This is a genomic window from Pseudarthrobacter sp. HLT1-3 (genome assembly GCF_059383535.1).
This window is the reverse complement of record NZ_JBWZCJ010000022.1, coordinates 32,048-48,745: the sequence shown is the minus strand read 5'-3', so window position 1 is coordinate 48,745 and position 16,698 is coordinate 32,048. Positions and strand designations below refer to the sequence as shown.

The 16,698-nt window shown below is 67.5% G+C and carries 14 protein-coding genes; 9 read left to right on the top strand and 5 right to left on the bottom strand.

Annotated elements, in window-relative coordinates; all coding sequences use genetic code 11:
- Positions 1-285 precede the first annotated feature (285 nt).
- Positions 286-1,632, top strand: coding sequence for a glycoside hydrolase family 32 protein (locus tag AC50X9_RS17325; RefSeq protein WP_494895473.1), 1,347 nt, complete (start codon positions 286-288; stop codon positions 1,630-1,632).
- A 167-nt stretch (positions 1,633-1,799) separates the two neighbouring features.
- Here the strand turns inward: AC50X9_RS17325 and AC50X9_RS17320 are convergent, their stop codons facing one another.
- From AC50X9_RS17320 to AC50X9_RS17300, 5 genes are all read right to left on the bottom strand, one after another.
- Complete coding sequence (locus tag AC50X9_RS17320) at positions 1,800-2,873, bottom strand: tetratricopeptide repeat protein (protein WP_494895471.1); 1,074 nt, start codon at positions 2,871-2,873, stop codon at positions 1,800-1,802.
- 78 nt (positions 2,874-2,951) lie between these two features.
- Entirely contained in the window at positions 2,952-3,077 is a 126-nt protein-coding gene (locus tag AC50X9_RS17315; protein ID WP_494895469.1) for a hypothetical protein, read from the bottom strand.
- Between the two features lie 59 nt (positions 3,078-3,136).
- A complete protein-coding gene (locus AC50X9_RS17310; RefSeq protein WP_494895467.1) occupies positions 3,137-3,262 on the bottom strand; it encodes a hypothetical protein in 126 nt (41 codons plus the stop codon).
- A 65-nt stretch (positions 3,263-3,327) separates the two neighbouring features.
- Entirely contained in the window at positions 3,328-3,453 is a 126-nt protein-coding gene (locus AC50X9_RS17305) for a hypothetical protein (RefSeq protein ID WP_494895465.1), read from the bottom strand.
- Between the two features lie 224 nt (positions 3,454-3,677).
- Positions 3,678-3,803, bottom strand: a complete 126-nt coding sequence (locus AC50X9_RS17300; protein WP_494895463.1) for a hypothetical protein — start codon at positions 3,801-3,803, stop codon at positions 3,678-3,680.
- A gap of 742 nt (positions 3,804-4,545) precedes the next feature.
- On the opposite strand from AC50X9_RS17300, the gene AC50X9_RS17295 reads away from it, so the two are divergent.
- The 8 genes from AC50X9_RS17295 (at position 4,546) to AC50X9_RS17260 (ending at position 16,543) form a co-directional block, all read left to right on the top strand.
- Entirely contained in the window at positions 4,546-7,521 is a 2,976-nt protein-coding gene (locus tag AC50X9_RS17295; RefSeq protein WP_494895461.1) for an AfsR/SARP family transcriptional regulator, read from the top strand.
- A gap of 550 nt (positions 7,522-8,071) precedes the next feature.
- Positions 8,072-8,563, top strand: a complete 492-nt coding sequence (locus AC50X9_RS17290; RefSeq protein ID WP_494895459.1) for a DUF6993 domain-containing protein — start codon at positions 8,072-8,074, stop codon at positions 8,561-8,563.
- Between the two features lie 12 nt (positions 8,564-8,575).
- Positions 8,576-9,376 carry a class E sortase gene (locus AC50X9_RS17285; protein ID WP_494895457.1) on the top strand — a complete coding sequence of 267 codons (801 nt, stop codon included), beginning with the start codon at positions 8,576-8,578 and terminating at the stop codon, positions 9,374-9,376.
- A gap of 3 nt (positions 9,377-9,379) precedes the next feature.
- Positions 9,380-9,565 (top strand): hypothetical protein, encoded by a 186-nt coding sequence (locus AC50X9_RS17280; RefSeq protein WP_494895455.1) that lies wholly within the window; start codon positions 9,380-9,382, stop codon positions 9,563-9,565.
- Between the two features lie 48 nt (positions 9,566-9,613).
- Positions 9,614-10,609 carry an o-succinylbenzoate synthase gene (locus AC50X9_RS17275; RefSeq protein WP_494895534.1) on the top strand — a complete coding sequence of 332 codons (996 nt, stop codon included), beginning with the start codon at positions 9,614-9,616 and terminating at the stop codon, positions 10,607-10,609.
- Positions 10,610-10,685: 76 nt separating this feature from the next.
- The gene (locus tag AC50X9_RS17270) at positions 10,686-11,213 is read left to right on the top strand and encodes a MarR family winged helix-turn-helix transcriptional regulator (protein ID WP_494895453.1); all 528 of its coding nucleotides are present in this window, start codon (positions 10,686-10,688) and stop codon (positions 11,211-11,213) included.
- 236 nt (positions 11,214-11,449) lie between these two features.
- A complete protein-coding gene (locus AC50X9_RS17265) occupies positions 11,450-13,531 on the top strand; it encodes a PhoX family protein (protein WP_494895451.1) in 2,082 nt (693 codons plus the stop codon).
- 624 nt (positions 13,532-14,155) lie between these two features.
- Complete coding sequence (locus tag AC50X9_RS17260) at positions 14,156-16,543, top strand: heavy metal translocating P-type ATPase (protein ID WP_494895449.1); 2,388 nt, start codon at positions 14,156-14,158, stop codon at positions 16,541-16,543.
- Positions 16,544-16,698 lie beyond the last annotated feature (155 nt).

The following is a 16,698-nucleotide window of genomic DNA, read 5'->3' as shown; positions in this document are numbered from 1 at the left end:
CGTTAGTGCCTGCGGTGGCGCGGGTGCCACTGGCGTTGCCGGGGGCGCGGCCGGGGCTCCGTGGCGCGGCGGGACGGCCGGACGCCGGCGGGTACGCCGGAGCCGGGGGTGTGCTGGTGCGTTCCTGCCGAAAAGTCATCGGTATCAGGGTCCCACAAAACCCTGCGAATTCTCTGGGGCACCCTCGCCGCCGCGCGGGCAGATCAGGGCGGACGCGGGAGCGCATTCACCCTGATCTGCCCACCGGGCCGCCCCCTCCGCCTGCGGCGCGGGTAGTGTTTGGCCATGGACACCGCGGCGCGACATCCGGACCCAGCCTTCCCCCGCTTCCATCCGCGGCCCGCGCGAGGCTGGATCAACGGTCCCAACGGCCTGAGCCACGTCGGCGGCCGCTACCACGTGTTCTTCCAGTACGACCCGGAGTCGGCGCGGCACGGGAACATCTGCTGGGGGCACCTGAGTTCCCCGGACCTGGTGCACTGGGATGAGGAACCGGTGGCCCTCCGGCCCCAGCCCGGCGGGCCCGACGCGCTGGGTTGCTGGTCCGGCGTCGTGACCGACGACGCCGGCGTCCCCACCGCCGTGTATTCCGGCGTCGACACCGTGGGCGGCCACTCCCGGGTGGTCCTGGCCCGGGCGGATCAGACGCTGCGCCACTGGACCCAGGACGGGCACGTCGCGGCCGAGATTCCCCCGGACCCGCAGGTCACCGCCGTCCGGGACCCGTTCCTCTTCAGCTTCCAGGGCCGCCGCTTCGCGCTCCAGGGTGCCGGGCTCGCCTCCGGACACGCCGCGGTGCTGCTGTACAGCGTGGAGGACCTGCGCCGGTGGCGGTACGAGGGGATCTGGTTCAGCACCGAGGACCCGCTCGCGGCCCGGCACCTGCCCGCCGAAATCTGGGAATGCCCGCAGCTGGTCCGCGTCCCGGATTCCTCCGGCGCCGACACCTGGCTGCTGATGGCCTCGCTCTGGCTCGCCGCGGACCAGCACGACCACCCCAATGGCGTCGGGTACCTGCTCGGCTCGCTGGTGCCGAACGGTTCCGGGCTGCCGGTGTTCATGCCGGCGTCGGGCGGGAAGGCCGAGCTGGGACGGGAGTTCTACGCCCCGCAGGTCCTGGCGCTGCCGGACCGGGCGCTGCTCTGGGGGTGGTCCGGCGAGGCGGAGGACGGCGAGGGCCGGTCCGGCCGCAGCCAGGCACAAATCGACAACGCCGGCTGGGCCGGGATCCTGACCTTCCCGCGCCAGCTCTCCGTGCACGGCGGGGTCCTCGCCGTCGAGCCCGCCCCCGAACTCCGCGCCTACCGCGGCGAGCGGCTGCATCACGGCGCCGCGGGCACGTTCGCTGTGCCGCCGGAGTCTGAGGTCCGGGTCGCCGGGGGAGAGGGAACGCTGCGGCTGGTCCTGGTCTCTGCCGGGCAGCGGCGGACCGTGTTCGCCGACACCGTGGCCGGCGGGGACGAGCTGCGGATCTTCGTGGATGCCTCGATCGTGGAGGTCTACCGGCACGGCTCCGTGCCCACGACCCTGCGCGCCTACCCCGGGCCCGGCGAGGAGTGGCAGCTCGAACTGCCGCACGGCGCCGCGGCGGACGTCTGGGCGCTGCGGGAACCGGAGCGGGCGGAGGCTTAGGAGCCTGCGTGGACACTTCGCATTATGTCCACCCGTGGGCCCGCGCAAGGCTGGACGGCTATTATCAAGTAGCTCCTGCCCGGGCGGAAGCTAAGTCGCACTTAAAAACGTCAACCCTGTGCGCCGACGCGTTCAGATCGGCCTCATGCGGGATACGACTGCCGCCGTCACGCTAGATTCAGCCGGTTTTGAATACAGGCCTGGGTGCTCGGATGGTCATCCCCCAGTGCTTCTGTGAATATGTCGATTGCATAGTCGTAGCATTCCGCGGCCTCACGGTTCCGACCCATGTCGGAGTAGACCGTTGCGAGGTTGTTCAGGATAGCGGCGACTTCAGGGTGGGACTCTCCGAGGATTGCGCGTTTGATCGCTAGCGCTTCTTTGAGTGTGGCTTCGGCCGGTGCGTACTCCGTCCGGGCCTGCTGGATTGCAGCGAGATTGTGAAGCTGTACGGCGACCTCGTAGTGTTTGTTGCCGTAACGGGAACGCCACAGTGCAAGCGCTTCGGTGAGTTTGGCCTCCGCTTCATCAAAACGCTCCTGGCCGGCAAGGACTGCTCCGAGGACCGACAGATCGGCGGCCAGTCCGGCGGGGTCCGGCGGACTGGCCGCCCGACGCAATTGGATCGCCCGACGAGCAGGTTCTTCAGCCCGTGCAAATTGCCCCTGAATGTGTGCCAGGCCCGCGATGTTGTGACAGATGCCTGCCAGCTCCGGGGCAGCCATTCCGGCATGAGTGGCCAGCAACTCAAATGCCTTGTTGTAGTAGTTCCCGGCATCTTCATAGAGTCCACGGTCCTTGGCAAGAATCCCCATGGCGTTGAGCGCGCCGGCAGACAGGGTGGGAGGAAGACCCGGCGTCTGGTCTGACGTTTCAAGGGCGCGCGCCAAGGTGAGTGCTGATTCGTCATACCTGGCAGACAGCCGCTGGCTGTTTCCTTTGTGGACGAGAAAAGCGACGCACCAGGCATCCCGGCCGGCGCGGGATTCAACCTGCTCCAGAAGAGCAAGCGCGTCGTCGCAGCGGCGCTCCGCCTCCCGATGCTTGGCGAGGTCGGATGCGAATTGTGCGAGTGTCTCAAGAACGGAGAGGCGGTCTGTAATACCCGCCAGAGTAGTGTTTTCAACTGGGGGCAACAGTTCGAGTGCATGGAGCGCGAGTCTTGCTGCTCGCTCGGTATGCCCATCTCGCCACAGTGCCTGGGCCTTCCGGTGAGCTCTTCGTGCCTTGAGGTTTTTCATGCCCAAGTCAAAACCTGTCTGTCAGGACTCTCCCGGCCCGAATCAGATTGATCCGGGCCGGTTGCTGTGTATCCATTGTCAGCGGCGGATAAGAGGCTCGCAATGGTTGAGCCTTGTCCCCGCGAGGGCGGGGCCGGCGGTGACAGCGGCGAAACCGAGGGCGGTGGCGGTCAGAACGGCGGTGGCCCATATTTTGCGGAACATGACGATCTCCTAAATGTGTGTGACGGCGCGGTGATTTTGGTGGATGTGGTGCTGGGATGTCAGCGGCGGACGAGTGGTTCGCAATGGTTGAGCCTGGACCCTGCGAGGGCGGGGCCAGCGGTGGCGGCAGCGAAACCGAGGGCGGTGGCGAGCAGGACGGCGGTGGCCCAGATTCTGCGGAACATGACGATCTCCTACGGTGTGACGGTGCAGTGGTTTTGGTCGGGTGATGGTGGGTGTGGCTGGGTGCTTAGCGGCGGATGAGTAGTTCGCAATGGTTGACCATGACCCCTGCGGTTGCGGGTCCTGCGGTGGCGGCGACGAAGCCGAGGGCGGTGGCGGTCAGGACGGCGGTGGCCCAGATTTTTTGGAACAAGATGATCTCCTAATGTGTGGCGATGTGGTGCTTTGTGGTGCTGGATGTCAGCGGTGGATGAGAGGCTCGCAATGGTTGAACATGACTCCAGCGGTTGCGGGTCCGGCAGTGGCGGCTGCAAAACCAAGGGCGGTAGCGACCGAGACGGCGGAGGCCCAGATTCTGCGGAACATGATGATCTCCTCGATTATGGGTTTGGACGTTGGGGATACGTTTCGCTGAAGTCAGCGGCGGATGAGAGGCTCGCAATGATTTAACATGACTCCGGCGGTTGCGGGTCCGGCAGTGGCGGCGGCGAAACCGAGGGCGGTGGCGACCAGAACGGCGGAGGCCCAGATTCTGCGGAACATGATGATCTCCTCGATTATGGGTTGGACGTTGGGCATACGTTTCGCTGAAGTCAGCGGCGGATGAGAGGCTCGCAATGATTGAACATGAGCCCGGCGGTTGCGGGTCCGGCAGTGGCGGCGGCCAAGCCGAGGGCGGTCGCGGTCAGGACGGCGTGGTCCATATTTTGCGGAACATGATGTGTTTCCTTTCGGGTGGGACGTGCTGGCTTGTGTTCTAAGGGTCGCGCGGAGGGCTTAACGGATCCTTAATCGCCTCCATCGGGCGATGCTGACGAGATGGTGGAGCCGGGCGGCTGGCACTGGTGCACGTCGTTTGTGCTCGTCACAGACGATCGTCGAGAATGGATTCTCTTCGCGTTGCCCGGCGGCGAATGGGCAAGCGGGCGGGTTTCCGAACTTCAAGCCCAACCGAATCGTTCTGTCAGGTCCAATGGGCGCCCATCCGCTCCTGTGCGTCAGTAAGTACGACCTGCGCCGGCAGGGTCAAGATGTCGCCAGGTCGCCCCAGCTTGACGCCTTGCTCCTTTGCCTGCACCAGCAGTTGCTAGGCAAGCAGCTGCTGCAGCAGGTGAACCCTCTGGACCCTCAGTGCAGCGCAGCGGCATGATTGAGGTTAGGCGGCCAGAACTTCAAATCGTGATCGAGGGCCAGGGCAGGCGTTAGGGAATCGTGTCGCCAGCCGAAATGCTCACGAGACAGGCGTATCGAGATCTGGCGAACGGGCGGCGAAGGATGCTGTGCGATGGGTGCACTTCTGATACAGGCACTGGGCCCGCTGGCGGTCGTCGTTGGCGGGGTGCCCGTCGCGGTGGGTGCCGGTCAGCAGCGAATCGTGTTGGAGTGTCTCGCGCTACGGGCGAACTCGATCGTGACATCTGACTTCATAGTTGAGGCTCTCTGGGGCGACAACCCGCCCACCAAACCGGGTCCACAGTTGCAGGTGTATATCGCGAATCTGCGACGCATGCTGGAGCCTGATCGATCGAAGGGTCTGGCCTCCCGGCGGCTGGCCAGCAGGTCGGGCGGCTACGTGTTGACTGTTGCGGAGGAGGAGCTTGACCTCCTGCAGTTCCGTGAGCAGGTGGCAGCGGGTGAGCTGGCGGTGCAGGCTGGGGATCTGGTTGGAGGCGCAGATTGTTTGCGCCAAGCCGTGGAGCTCTTCAGGGGGCAGGGATTTCCTGATCTGGCTGATATCGAATTGTTTCGGCCGGAGCTGGACGAGCTGGAGGAGTCCCGGCTAGATGTCCACCAGAACCTGGTTGAGGTTGAGCTCGCGCTGGGACGGCACAGCGCGCTGGTTCGCGAGTTGCAGTCGTTGGTGGCCCAGCACCCGTATCGGGAGCGGCTGTGGGCATCGCTCGTGCTCGCCTTGTACCGCTCTGATCGCCAGACGGATGCTCTGGCGGCCTGCCGTGACGCGCGCCAGGTGTTCATCGCGGAACTGGGCATCGATCCCGGTCCACACCTGCAACAGTTAGAACGGGCGGTCTTACAGCAGGACGCATCGCTCGCAGCTCCCGTTGCTGAGGGGCATCGCCGGATCAGGCAACGGGTGGACAACCTTCCGGCAGAACTCACACCACTGGTTGGGCGCGATGCGGAATTAGCTGAGCTGTGCTCCTTGTATATCGCCGACGGCTGCAGGCTGGTTACCGTAACGGGTCCAGGTGGGACCGGTAAGACCCGTCTGGCACTGGCGGCGGCGGGACAGCTCGGCGCGGGAACGGCCGATGGTGTTTGCTGGGTCAACCTCGCCCCGCTCACTCAGATCCAGCAAGTGCCAGCCGCAATAGCGGCTGCGCTCGGCTTGGAGGACTGGGCAGGCAGCGACCCGCTGAAGATCGTGATTCGCTTCCTGCGCTCCCGTCGGCTGTTGTTGGTCTTGGACAACTTCGAACAGTTGGAGGAGGCGTGGCCGTTTGTGCTGGACATGCTCACCGCCGCGCCTGGCTTGCGGATCCTGACCACCAGCCGGCGACCCCTCGGACTGCGTGCAGAGTACGAATACGAGCTCGCGCCGTTGGCGCTCCCTCCGTTCGATCCGCCGCTGCCCCCGCGCTTGCTGCAGGAGGTGCCCGCCGTGAAACTCTTCCTGACCCGCGGCCGGGCCGTCCGTCCGCAGTTCAATCTCAACAACACTAACGCTGCGGTCGTGACCCGGCTTTGTTGTCGCTTGGATGGCCTACCCCTTGCGATCGAACTGGCAGCAGCCCAATTGCGGCATCGCAGTGAGCATGCCCTTCTGGATGATCTGGAGGTCAGTCTTACCGCCATGCCGGCAGCCTTCCGCGATCTTCCGGATCGGCAGCGAACCCTTACGGCTACGATCACGTGGAGTTACCAGCTGCTTGGTGAGGGTGAGCGGCAACTCTTCAATCAGCTTGGTGTATTCGCTGCTGATCCGACCGTGACGGCTGTCAGCTGGATCCGCGGATCAGCTTCCGATGCTGAGAGTGTGGCGGAGGACTTGCTGACCGCACTCGCCCGCCATAGCCTGCTGCGTCGATACACCGATACCTCGGGAGTAAGCAGGGTGGCGATGCTCCAATCGATCCGGGAGTTCGCGCGCGACCACCTCAGGGCGCTTGGCGATGTGGCGACGGTGCGGCGCCGGCATGCCGAGTTCTATCTCGGTCTTGCTGAGGCTGTCTGCCCTCAGCTGTGGACGGGGCGTCAAGTGAACGGTTTCCGGCTGCTGCACGCTGATGCGGCGGATCTGCGTGGAGCCCTGTTGTGGGCGGCCGGACCGGACGGCTCGCCTGATTTGGCGCTGAGGCTGGTCGGACAGCTGTGGCATTACTGGGAGTTGACCGAGGACGTGGCGGAGCAGTGCGAGGTCGCCCTCAAGCTGCTCGCCGATACGCCGAACTCTGCGCCTGCGCTCAAAGCCCCTGCACTCAGTGGAACAGCAACCCTGTGCTGGGTACTCGGCCGACACGACGAGTCGACCGACCTCCATCGCCGGGCGCTTGAGGCCTTCCAAGCCGCGGGCCAAGAGCAAGGCGTCGCGTGGAGCACGGTGTGTCTGGCGGTGCAGGCCACGGAGCGCAACGACCCAGACCCAGCCACCGCTCAACGACTCGCTGCGAAAGCACTATCGTCACCACAGGCCAGCGCCCTCACCCGCGTTGCGGCTTTGATTATTCTTAGTCGGGTCGCGTATTACGCTGACGACCACGCCCGGGCCTTTGACCTTTGCCGACAGAGCGTCGAGCTTGCCCGACCGCTCGGCGACCGGTGGCTTCTCGGAATAGTCTTGACGAACTTGGCCGAGAGCACGGAACAGGTGGGGGACTACGACACCGCAGAACAACTGCTATACGAGGCAATCGGTGCAGGAATCGAGCTCGGCGCCCAGGGCCACGTCGCCGGTTTCCTCGAGTCATTGGCCGGCGTCTTCGTCGCACAGCACCGCGTCGAGCAAGCTATTCGCGTGCTCGCGGCCGTCGACGCCCACCGCGCAGACCGAGGGCTTCCGCTCAACTCTCCAGAACGCCGACTCGTCGAATCGGTCATCACCAAGGCGCGGACCGAAGCCGGTCCGATCCGCTTCGGCCTGGCCTGGGCCGGTGGAAAGGCTCTGACCCTCACCCAGGTCGTCCGTGAAGTGCTCCGGTTCAACCCGCGGAGCAGCCAGCAGGAACCCCGTACCGATCAGCAGATTTCTTCAGCCCACATTGAATCAACAAGTACTGTGAGCGCGGCGCCTTGGTCCTGACCATAGCCGGCCCGGCGAGGAGTGGCAGCTCGAACTGCCGCACGGCGCCGCGGCGGACGTCTGGGAGCTCCGGGAACCGGAGCGGGCGGAATAGTTGCTGTAGACACCAGGTGTTGGGCGGGCTGTCAGCGGGCGGTCGTCAGCAAGCCTAGGGCGACGGTGGCATGGCGGGGAAGATACCCGCAGTCCCGGTCCCGTCGGTCGGACGGTCGCGTTCATTCAGGCGTCCAGACCACAGGGTGCTGCGGCGGGCATGTTTTCCGCATCTCTTGCATTGCCGGCGGAACGTTCCGTCCGGGGCCTCATGTGCGAGCCAGTGATGCCCCAGGTTCACCTTGCAAAGCAGCGTCTTGAGCATGATGCGTCCCGTCCTTAGGGCCAGGCTGGTGGCGCTCAGACCCGCACCATCGCCGCTTGTATTCTACTGCGGGGGCTTCCCATCCACCACGGAATGGCCGAGCCGTCGCACTTCAGCTGGCACGGCCGGGAGCGGAGCGTGGGGCACGGCACGGCGGCGGGGACGCCAGCCCCCATATGGGAGGATGTTCCCGTGACTTCCCCTGCCCCCGCCCCGCTCCGCAGCCCCCGCGGCCGCCGGCACGTGGGGCTGGCTGCCCTGGTCCTGCCCCTGGTTATGGCGATAGCTGCGTGTTCAACCCCTGCTCCGGCCGTGTCGTCCGACTCAGCCGGCACACCCGGCGCGGCCAGCGGGGCGCCGGCCCCCGATACCCAGCCATCTGCCGCTGCTCCGTCCGCCGTTTCCCAGTCCGTCACCGCAGCCCTGCAGGCCCTGGTGGCATCCTCGCCGCAGCCCAGCACGGTGCAGATCCGCGAGAGCCTGTCCGCGGCGGGGTTCGCCCCGGCCGCGGTGGAGGTCTCGGCGTCGCGCACCCCCACGGGACTGGCCGCCGACGCCGTCGAAGTCGGAGTGCTGGGCGACAGCGAGTGTGTGATGGCGCAGGTCCGGGCCGGAACTGTGGCAACGTCGGTGTTGCCGGTTCTTCCGAACGGGCGATGCTTCGTCGGCAGCGTCCAGCGGTAGACAGGGAGTGGCATGTCGAAGGTACTGAACCGCCGCGCCGGGACCGCGCAGCAACCGCACCGCACCCGCCCGCGCCGCTCGCTGATGGCCGTCCAGGTGGTGGGCGAACTGCTGATCACGCTCGGTGTGGTCGCCGTGCTCTTCGTCGCCTGGCAGCTGTGGTGGACGAACGTTGAAGCGGACGCCGCCCAGGGCGCTGCCGTGAAGCAGTTCGTGCAGGAGCACCCCGCCGCGAACGACGCTTCCGCCGTATCGCCGTCGGGCCCTGCAGCCGATCCTGCGGCGCCCGGGACCGTGCCGGTCGGCACCGCACCCGCCCACGGCGAGGCGATCGGCGTCGTCTATATTCCCCGCTTCGGCGCCGAGTACAGCCGGCCGGTCATCGAGGGCACCACCAGTGATGTCATCGACACGCTCGGCCTCGGACGCTACCCGGACACGGCGATGCCGGGCGCCGTCGGGAACTTCGTGGTGGCCGGGCACCGCCAGACCCACGGCGCGGTGCTCGACAACATCCACACGCTCGTGCCGGGCGACAAGATCTACGTCCAGACCGCCGACGGGTTCTACACCTATGTCTTCCGGAACCAGGAGATCGTGCTGCCGGACCGGACCGACGTGGTCCTGCCGGTGCCGACCCAGCCCGGCGTCGCGCCCGAGCAGCGGCTCCTGACCATGACCAGCTGCAATCCGCGCTTCGGGTCCGAGGAGCGCATCATCGCCTACTCGGTGTTCGACTCCTGGCAGCCGCTCAGCGCCGGGCCGCCGGAACCGATCGCGAAGCAGCTCGCCGCGCTGCAGGGAAAGGGATAGACCGTGTACGTTTGGCTTTTTCGTCAGCTTCCCGGGCCGCTCTGGCTGCGGATCCTGTTCTCGGTGGTGCTCCTCGCGGGAGTGCTGCTCCTGCTGGTCGAGGTCGTGTTTCCATGGCTGGCCGACGTCACCAACCTGACCGACGCGACCGTCGGCTTCGTAACCGTCGGCTTCGCGAAGGTGGGCTGACCGGTGCCTTCGAGCCCGCTGCAGCCGCCGTCCGGGCCGACCCCGTCCCTGCCGCCGCTCCCCGCGCTGGAGGAGCTCCTCGCCGGCGCGCACGTGGTGAGCCTGCCGATGCGGGTGAAGTTCCGCGGCATCCTGCAGCGCGAGGCCCTGCTGCTGGAGGGCCCGATGGGTTGGGGCGAATTCTGCCCCTTCCCGGAGTACGGCGACCCCGAAGCGTCCCGCTGGCTCGCCGCCGCGCTCGAGGCCGGCTGGCAGGGGTTCCCGGAGCCGCTGCGTTCGGTGATCCCGGTCAACGCCACCGTCCCCGCGGTCGCCGCGGACCGGGTGCCGGAGATCCTGGCCCGCTTCGGCCGGGTGGACGCCGTCAAGATCAAGGTCGCCGATCCCGGGCAGACGCTGGACGACGACGCCGCCCGGGTCGCCGCGGTCCGCGCGGCGCTGCCGGACGCCGCGCTTCGGGTCGACGCGAACGGCGGCTGGGACGTCCCGACCGCCGTCGAGGCACTGACCCGGCTGTCCGCCGTCGGGCTGGAATACGCCGAACAGCCGGTGCCGGACATCGCCGGCCTCGCCGAGGTCCGCCGCCGGCTGCGCGCCGCCGGCGTGCCGGTGCTGATCGCCGCGGACGAAAGCGTGCGCAAGGAGGACGACCCGCTCAAGGTCGCCCGCGCCGGCGCCGCGGACCTGATCGTCGTGAAGGTGGCGCCGCTCGGGGGAGTGCGGCGCGCCCTGGACATCGTCGCGCAGGCCGGGCTCCCCGCCGTCGTCAGCTCCGCACTCGACACGTCGGTGGGAATCCGCGCGGGCCTGGCGCTCGCCGCCGCGCTGCCGGAACTGCCGTACGCCTGCGGGCTGGGGACTGTGTCGCTGCTCGCCGCCGATGTGACCCGGAAATCGCTGGTGCCCGACGACGGCGCCATCCGGGTCCGCGATGTCGCCGCCGATCCGGGCCTGCTGGCGGAATATGCCGCCGCGCCCGAGCGCCGCGAATGGTGGCTGGAGCGGCTGCGGCGGGTCCATGCGGTGCTGGCTGCCGGTCGCTGATACGGGTTGCGAGTACAGTGAATCGTTGCGCGGCGACGTAGCCGCGGAACCAAGCTTTGGATCGGAAAATTCGTAAATGTACATCCAGAAGTCCCGGGAAGTTGACGACGCGGCTCTTGCAGAGCTGGAGAAGGGCGCAGACATGACCCACAAGGACGGGCTGCTCCGGATCGTGCAGGGCCTTCGGCGGGTCGACACCGGGACCTACGCGCTCCGCATCCGGCTGGCCGAGAAGCTGGGGATCGGCACCATCGACATCAACGCGATGGCGTTCGTGGGCGAGGTGGACGGCCTCACCCCGAGGGACCTCGGCAAGGCGCTCAACATCACCACCGGCTCGGTCACCGCCATGGTGGACCGGCTGGAATCCAAAGGCTTTATGGTCCGCAAGCCCAACCCCACGGACCGCCGCAGCGTACTGCTGCACCTGAGCCCGGAAGGCACCGAGGCGATGCAGTGGGCCAACGACCACTTCTCCGCCGCAGCCGTCGCCCTGCTCAAGGATTCCTCCGACGAGAGCCTCGCCGACATCGCCGCATTCCTCGAGGGCATCGGCCAGCGCCTGATGGCCGCCGCCAGCGCCCCGGAGGACGCGGAGGGCTAAGCGCCCTCCCTCCCCCCCGGACGCTCCCTCAGGTTTGGCGGGTTTTGGGCCGACGCTCCCGCAGGTTTGGCGGGTTTTGGGGCGACGCTCCCTCAGGTGTGGCGGGTTTCGGGCCGACGCTCCCTCAGGTTTGGCGCGCCGGGTGTTCATCCGGACTTCATGTGAGAGTCGGCTTCGCGTCGTCCGCGGCTGGAACGGTGGGGAGGCCCCCAACCCACCCCGTGGAAGGTCTCCCGATGTCAGTCTCCTCCGGACGCAAATTCTCCCTGCTCCCCATGCTTGGCCACACCAAAGGCAAGCGGAGCCCCGTCACCTGCGCGCTCAAATGCGACAACGCCTGCACCGGCGAGGTCTGCAACACCAGCTCGAACAGCTACTTCCGCGACATCGCTTCCGCCACGATGTCCCGCCGCGCCGCCCTGGGCTTCGGCGCCGCCGGTGCCCTCGCCGTCGCGTTCGGCGGTGCGCTGACCTCCCCGGAGTCCGCAGTGGCCGGCGGTCCCGGCCTGTCCGCGGCAGCCAAGAACGGCTATGGCGCCTCCAAGCTGAAGTTCACGGCGATCGCTCCGGTGGATGCCGCCGTCGACGCTTTCACCGTGCCGGAAGGCTTCACCTGGCAGCCTGTGATCCGCTGGGGTGACCCGATCTTCAACGACGCCCCGGACTTTGACCTCGACAACCAGACCGCGGCCGCCCAGGTGCGCCAGTTCGGTTACAACAACGACTACACGGACATTCTCGAGATTCCCGGCAGCAAGGGCCGCCGCGCGGTGCTCTTCGCCAACCACGAGTACACCAACGAGACCATCATGTTCCCGACGTCGATGCCCGCCGCCGACGTCCGGAAGGTCGGCGCCGCCGCGCACGGGCTCACCGTCGTCGAGCTGGAGCGGAAGAACAAGAACGCGCCGTGGTCCTACGTCAAGGGTGCCGGGCTGAACCGCCGCTACCTCAACGACACCGCCTACGAGCTGACCGGCCCGGTGGCCGGCTCGCCGCTGGTCCAGACGAAAGCGGACCCGTCCGGCCGCACCATTCTCGGCACGCTGGGCAACTGCGCCGGCGGCACCACCCCCTGGGGCACCATCCTCTCCGGCGAGGAGAACTTCAACGGGTACTTCGTCGCGCCCGGCCTCTCGGCCGAGGACAAGCGCTACGGGCTCACCAACAAGCCCACCGCCCGCCAGTGGGAACTCGACGATCCGCGCTTCGACACCCGCAACGCCGACTCCGCCAACGAGGCCAACCGCTTTGGCTGGATCGTGGAAGTGGACCCCTTCGACCCCAACTCCACCCCGAAGAAGCACTCCGCGCTGGGCCGCTTCAAGCACGAAGGCGCCAACGTGATCGTGGCCGAGTCCGGCCATGTGGTGGCCTACTCGGGCGACGACGAGCGCTTCGACTACCTCTACAAGTTCGTCTCCTCCGGCAAGTACATCGAGGGCGACCGCAAGCACAACATGACCCTGCTCTCCGACGGCGACCTCTACGTGGCCCGCTTCACCGGCAGCGCCCCGGCGTCCGAGATCACCGGCTCCGGTGCGGTCCCGTCCGACGGCGGCTTCGACGGCACCGGCGAATGGCTGCCCCTGGTGGTCGCAGGGGAGTCCAAGGTTCCCTTCATGTCCGTGGAGGAGGTGCTGGTCTACACCCGCGTCGCCGCTGACAAGGTCGGCCCCACCAAGATGGACCGTTGCGAGGACGTCGAGCCCAGCCTGCACACCGGCAAGGTCTACGTAGCCTGCACCAACAACTCGGACCGCGGCAAGATCGGCAAGGAAGGCGCCACCGAGGTCAACCCGCGCAACAACAACCGCGACGGCCACATTGTGGAAATCATCGAGACCGGCGACCAGACCTCGACGTCGTTCACCTGGAACCTGCTGATGGTCTGCGGCGATCCCGCGCAGGGCGACGTCACCTACTTCTCCGGCTACCCGGTGGACAAGGTCTCGCCAATCTCCTGCCCGGACAACCTCGCGTTCGACTCGGTCGGCAACCTCTGGATCTCCACCGACGGCGCCCCCTCCGGCATCAAGAAGGCCGACGGCCTGTTCAAGGTCACGCTCGACGGCGCCGAACGCGGCCGCGTGGAGCAGTTCCTCGCCGTCCCGCGCGACGGCGAAACCTGCGGACCGATCATCCACGACGAGGAACGCACCGTGTTCGTCGCCGTCCAGCACCCGGGCGAGGACGGCACGTTCGACGCGCCGCTGTCCCTCTTCCCGGACTACGTCGCGGCAGGTGCGTCGCCGGCCCGAGGCCAGGCCCGCGCCCCCCGCCCGTCAGTAGTCCAGGTCTTCCGCACCGACGCCTAAGGTTCCTCCTACACTCCAACGCGGGGTCAGATTCGGCCCATTTTTGGGCCCCGGATCGGCGATATCCGACCCCGCGTTGCCCCTGGGGCACGACGCTCCCTCACGTTTGGCGGGTTTCGGAGTGACGCTCCCGCGGGTTTGTCGGGGCGACGGCCGTCCGGGGTTACTTTGAGGCCCCCAATAGTCGCTCTCCGGCCAGCTGACGGCGCGCCCTCGGCCAAAGTGCCCCCGGATGGTTGGTTGTCACGGGTTCAGTCGGGGCAGCACGGTGCTGGGTGCGGAGTTTAGGGCTGACGCTCCGCAGGTGTGGCGGCTTTCGGGCCTTCGCTCCCTCACCTCCCGCAGTTCGACGCCGCGAGGTGAGGGAGCGTTTGCCGTTTAGGCGCCAAACGTGAGGGAGCGTCTGTTGGGGTGTATGACTGCATAAGTCGGCCGGACTTGACTGATACCCCCTAGGGGTATATTTTCAGGAGTACCGGAAAGAGTCGTCACGGCCGCCGCCCCAGGGCAGGCCCGAACGCATTGAAGGTCTTCCTCCGCGGTTCAGCGGAGCGCCATCTCGAGTGACCTGACGCTCCCGGACTCCACGGAACCCGCAATCGTGTTGAGGAGACCAGCGTTATCATGACCGAGCATGCACACCACCACCATGGGGCCGTAACGGCCGAGCAGGTGAAGGATCCCGTCTGCGGGATGACCGTCGACCCGCAAGCCACCGAACACCACACCGAACACCAGGGACAGCAGTACTACTTCTGTTCGGCCGGATGCCTGGGCAAGTTCGTTGCGGATCCGGCCCGGTATCTGCCCGGCACCGGTGAGGCAGCCGCCGTCGCGACCGGCACCGGTGAGCCAGCCGCACTCGCACCAGCCGCCGTCGCGCCTGCAAAGGGGAAGGAGCTCGAGTACACCTGCCCGATGCACCCGGAGATCCGGCAGGCCGGGCCCGGTTCCTGCCCGATCTGCGGGATGGCCCTGGAGCCGGTGGTCATCACGGCCGACAGCGGACCCAACCCCGAACTGGCCTACATGAGCCGGCGCTTCTGGGTCGGCCTGGCCCTGACCATCCCGGTCTTCATCCTCGAAATGGGCGTGCACCTCTTCCCCGCGCTGCACGAAGTCGTACCGCCGCGGGTCTCCGCCTGGATCCAGTTCTTCCTCGCCACCCCCGTGGTCCTGTGGGCCGGCTGGCCCTTCTTCGTCCGCGGCTGGGCCTCGCTCCGGACCATGCAACTGAACATGTTCACGCTGATCGCGATCGGCACCGGCGTCGCCTGGCTCTACAGCGTGGCCGCCATCTTCGTGCCCTCCGCCTTTCCCGAGGCGTTCCGGGGCATGGACGGCAGCGTCGATGTCTACTTCGAGGCCGCCGCGGTCATTGTGGTCCTGGTCCTGCTCGGCCAGGTGCTCGAGCTGCGCGCCCGGGAACAGACCTCCGGTGCCATCAAAGCCCTGCTGGATCTGACGCCCAAGACCGCACGGCGGATCGGGAGCGACGACGTCGAGCAGGAAGTCCCGCTCGGCGAGCTGCAGGTCGGCGACCGCGTCCGCGTCCGGCCCGGGGAGAAAGTCCCGGTCGACGGCGAGGTCGTGGACGGGCGCTCCACACTCGATGAATCCCTCGTCACCGGCGAATCGATGCCCGTGACCAAACAAGCCGGGGACCACGTCGTCGGCGGCACGCTCAACCAGACCGGCGCGCTCGTCATCAGCGCCCAGAAACTGGGCAGCGACTCCATGCTGGCCCGCATCGTCGCCATGGTCGCCGCCGCCCAGCGGTCCCGGGCCCCGATCCAGGGCCTGGCCGACAAGGTCGCCTCCTGGTTCGTTCCCATCGTCATCCTCATCGCCGTGGCCTCCTTCATCATCTGGGCCCTGGTCGGACCCGAACCCCGGATGGCGCACGGCCTGATCGTGGCCGTTTCCGTGCTGATCATTGCCTGCCCGTGTGCCCTCGGCCTGGCCACACCGATGTCGATCATGGTCGGCGTCGGGCGCGGTGCCGGACTGGGCGTGCTCATCAAGAACGCCGAAGCCCTCGAACGGATGGAAAAGGTCGACACACTCGTCGTCGACAAGACCGGGACCCTTACCGAGGGACGGCCCTCCGTCACCGGGATCGTTCCGGCCGACGGCTTCGCGGAACAGGACGTGCTGCGCCTGGCCGCCGCCGTCGAGCAGGCCTCCGAGCACCCGCTCGGCCTGGCCATCATCGAAGCCGCCCAGCGCGCCGGCATCACCATTCCGCCGGTCGAGGACTTCGACTCGCCGCTGGGCAAGGGCGTCTCCGGAACGGTGGAGGGACGGCGCGTGCTGCTGGGCAGTGCGAAGTTCCTGGCCTCCGAGGGCGTGCAGACCGATGCCCTCGCCGCGCGTGCCGAGGAGCTGCGGGCCGACGGCGCGACCGCCATCTTCGCCGGCATCGACGGACTCCCCGCCGCGGTTCTCGCCATCGCGGACCCGATCAAGGAAACCACACCCGCCGCGCTGGCCGCCCTGCGGCAGGAAGGCGTCCGCGTCCTCATGCTCACCGGCGACAACCGCACCACCGCCGAAGCGGTCGCCCGGCGGCTGGGCATCACCGAGATCGAGGCGGAGGTGCTGCCCGATCACAAGAGCGCCGTCGTCGAGCGGCTGCGCGCCGAAGGCCGCATCGTCGCTATGGCGGGCGACGGCGTCAACGACGCGCCCGCCCTGGCCGCGGCCGACGTCGGCATCGCGATGGGTTCCGGAACCGACGTGGCGATCGAAAGCGCCGGCATCACGCTGCTGAAGGGGGACCTGACCGGAATCGTGCGGGCCCGGAAACTCTCCGAAGCCACCATGGCCAACATCCGGCAGAACCTCGTCTTCGCGTTCATCTACAACGCGGCCGGGATCCCGCTCGCCGCAGGCATTCTCTACCCCGCCTTCGGCCTGCTGCTTTCCCCGATCATTGCCGCCGCCGCGATGGCGCTGTCCTCCGTCAGCGTGATCAGCAACGCGCTGCGCCTGCGGGTCACGAAGATCTGACCGCACCGGCCGCGGGGCTGGGGGCCCCGCGGCCGGGACGATGTGGGGGAGCGTCGGCCGCTCGACGGCGGGACGTGCCGGAGCGTTTGCTCTCTAACGGCCAGATCTGCGGGAGCGTTGGCTGTTTGGCCGCCGGATGTGCGGGAGCGTTTGCT

What these genes read in the sequence shown, in the direction of transcription:
- AC50X9_RS17325 (WP_494895473.1), top strand. Translation starts at nt 286, where the DNA reads ATGGACACCGCGGCGCGACATCCGGACCCAGCCTTCCCCCGCTTCCAT.
- AC50X9_RS17320 (WP_494895471.1), bottom strand. Translation starts at nt 2,873, where the DNA reads ATGAAAAACCTCAAGGCACGAAGAGCTCACCGGAAGGCCCAGGCACTG.
- AC50X9_RS17315 (WP_494895469.1), bottom strand. Translation starts at nt 3,077, where the DNA reads ATGTTCCGCAAAATATGGGCCACCGCCGTTCTGACCGCCACCGCCCTC.
- AC50X9_RS17310 (WP_494895467.1), bottom strand. Translation starts at nt 3,262, where the DNA reads ATGTTCCGCAGAATCTGGGCCACCGCCGTCCTGCTCGCCACCGCCCTC.
- AC50X9_RS17300 (WP_494895463.1), bottom strand. Translation starts at nt 3,803, where the DNA reads ATGTTCCGCAGAATCTGGGCCTCCGCCGTTCTGGTCGCCACCGCCCTC.
- AC50X9_RS17295 (WP_494895461.1), top strand. Translation starts at nt 4,546, where the DNA reads ATGGGTGCACTTCTGATACAGGCACTGGGCCCGCTGGCGGTCGTCGTT.
- AC50X9_RS17285 (WP_494895457.1), top strand. Translation starts at nt 8,576, where the DNA reads ATGTCGAAGGTACTGAACCGCCGCGCCGGGACCGCGCAGCAACCGCAC.
- AC50X9_RS17270 (WP_494895453.1), top strand. Translation starts at nt 10,686, where the DNA reads ATGTACATCCAGAAGTCCCGGGAAGTTGACGACGCGGCTCTTGCAGAG.
- AC50X9_RS17265 (WP_494895451.1), top strand. Translation starts at nt 11,450, where the DNA reads ATGTCAGTCTCCTCCGGACGCAAATTCTCCCTGCTCCCCATGCTTGGC.
- AC50X9_RS17260 (WP_494895449.1), top strand. Translation starts at nt 14,156, where the DNA reads ATGACCGAGCATGCACACCACCACCATGGGGCCGTAACGGCCGAGCAG.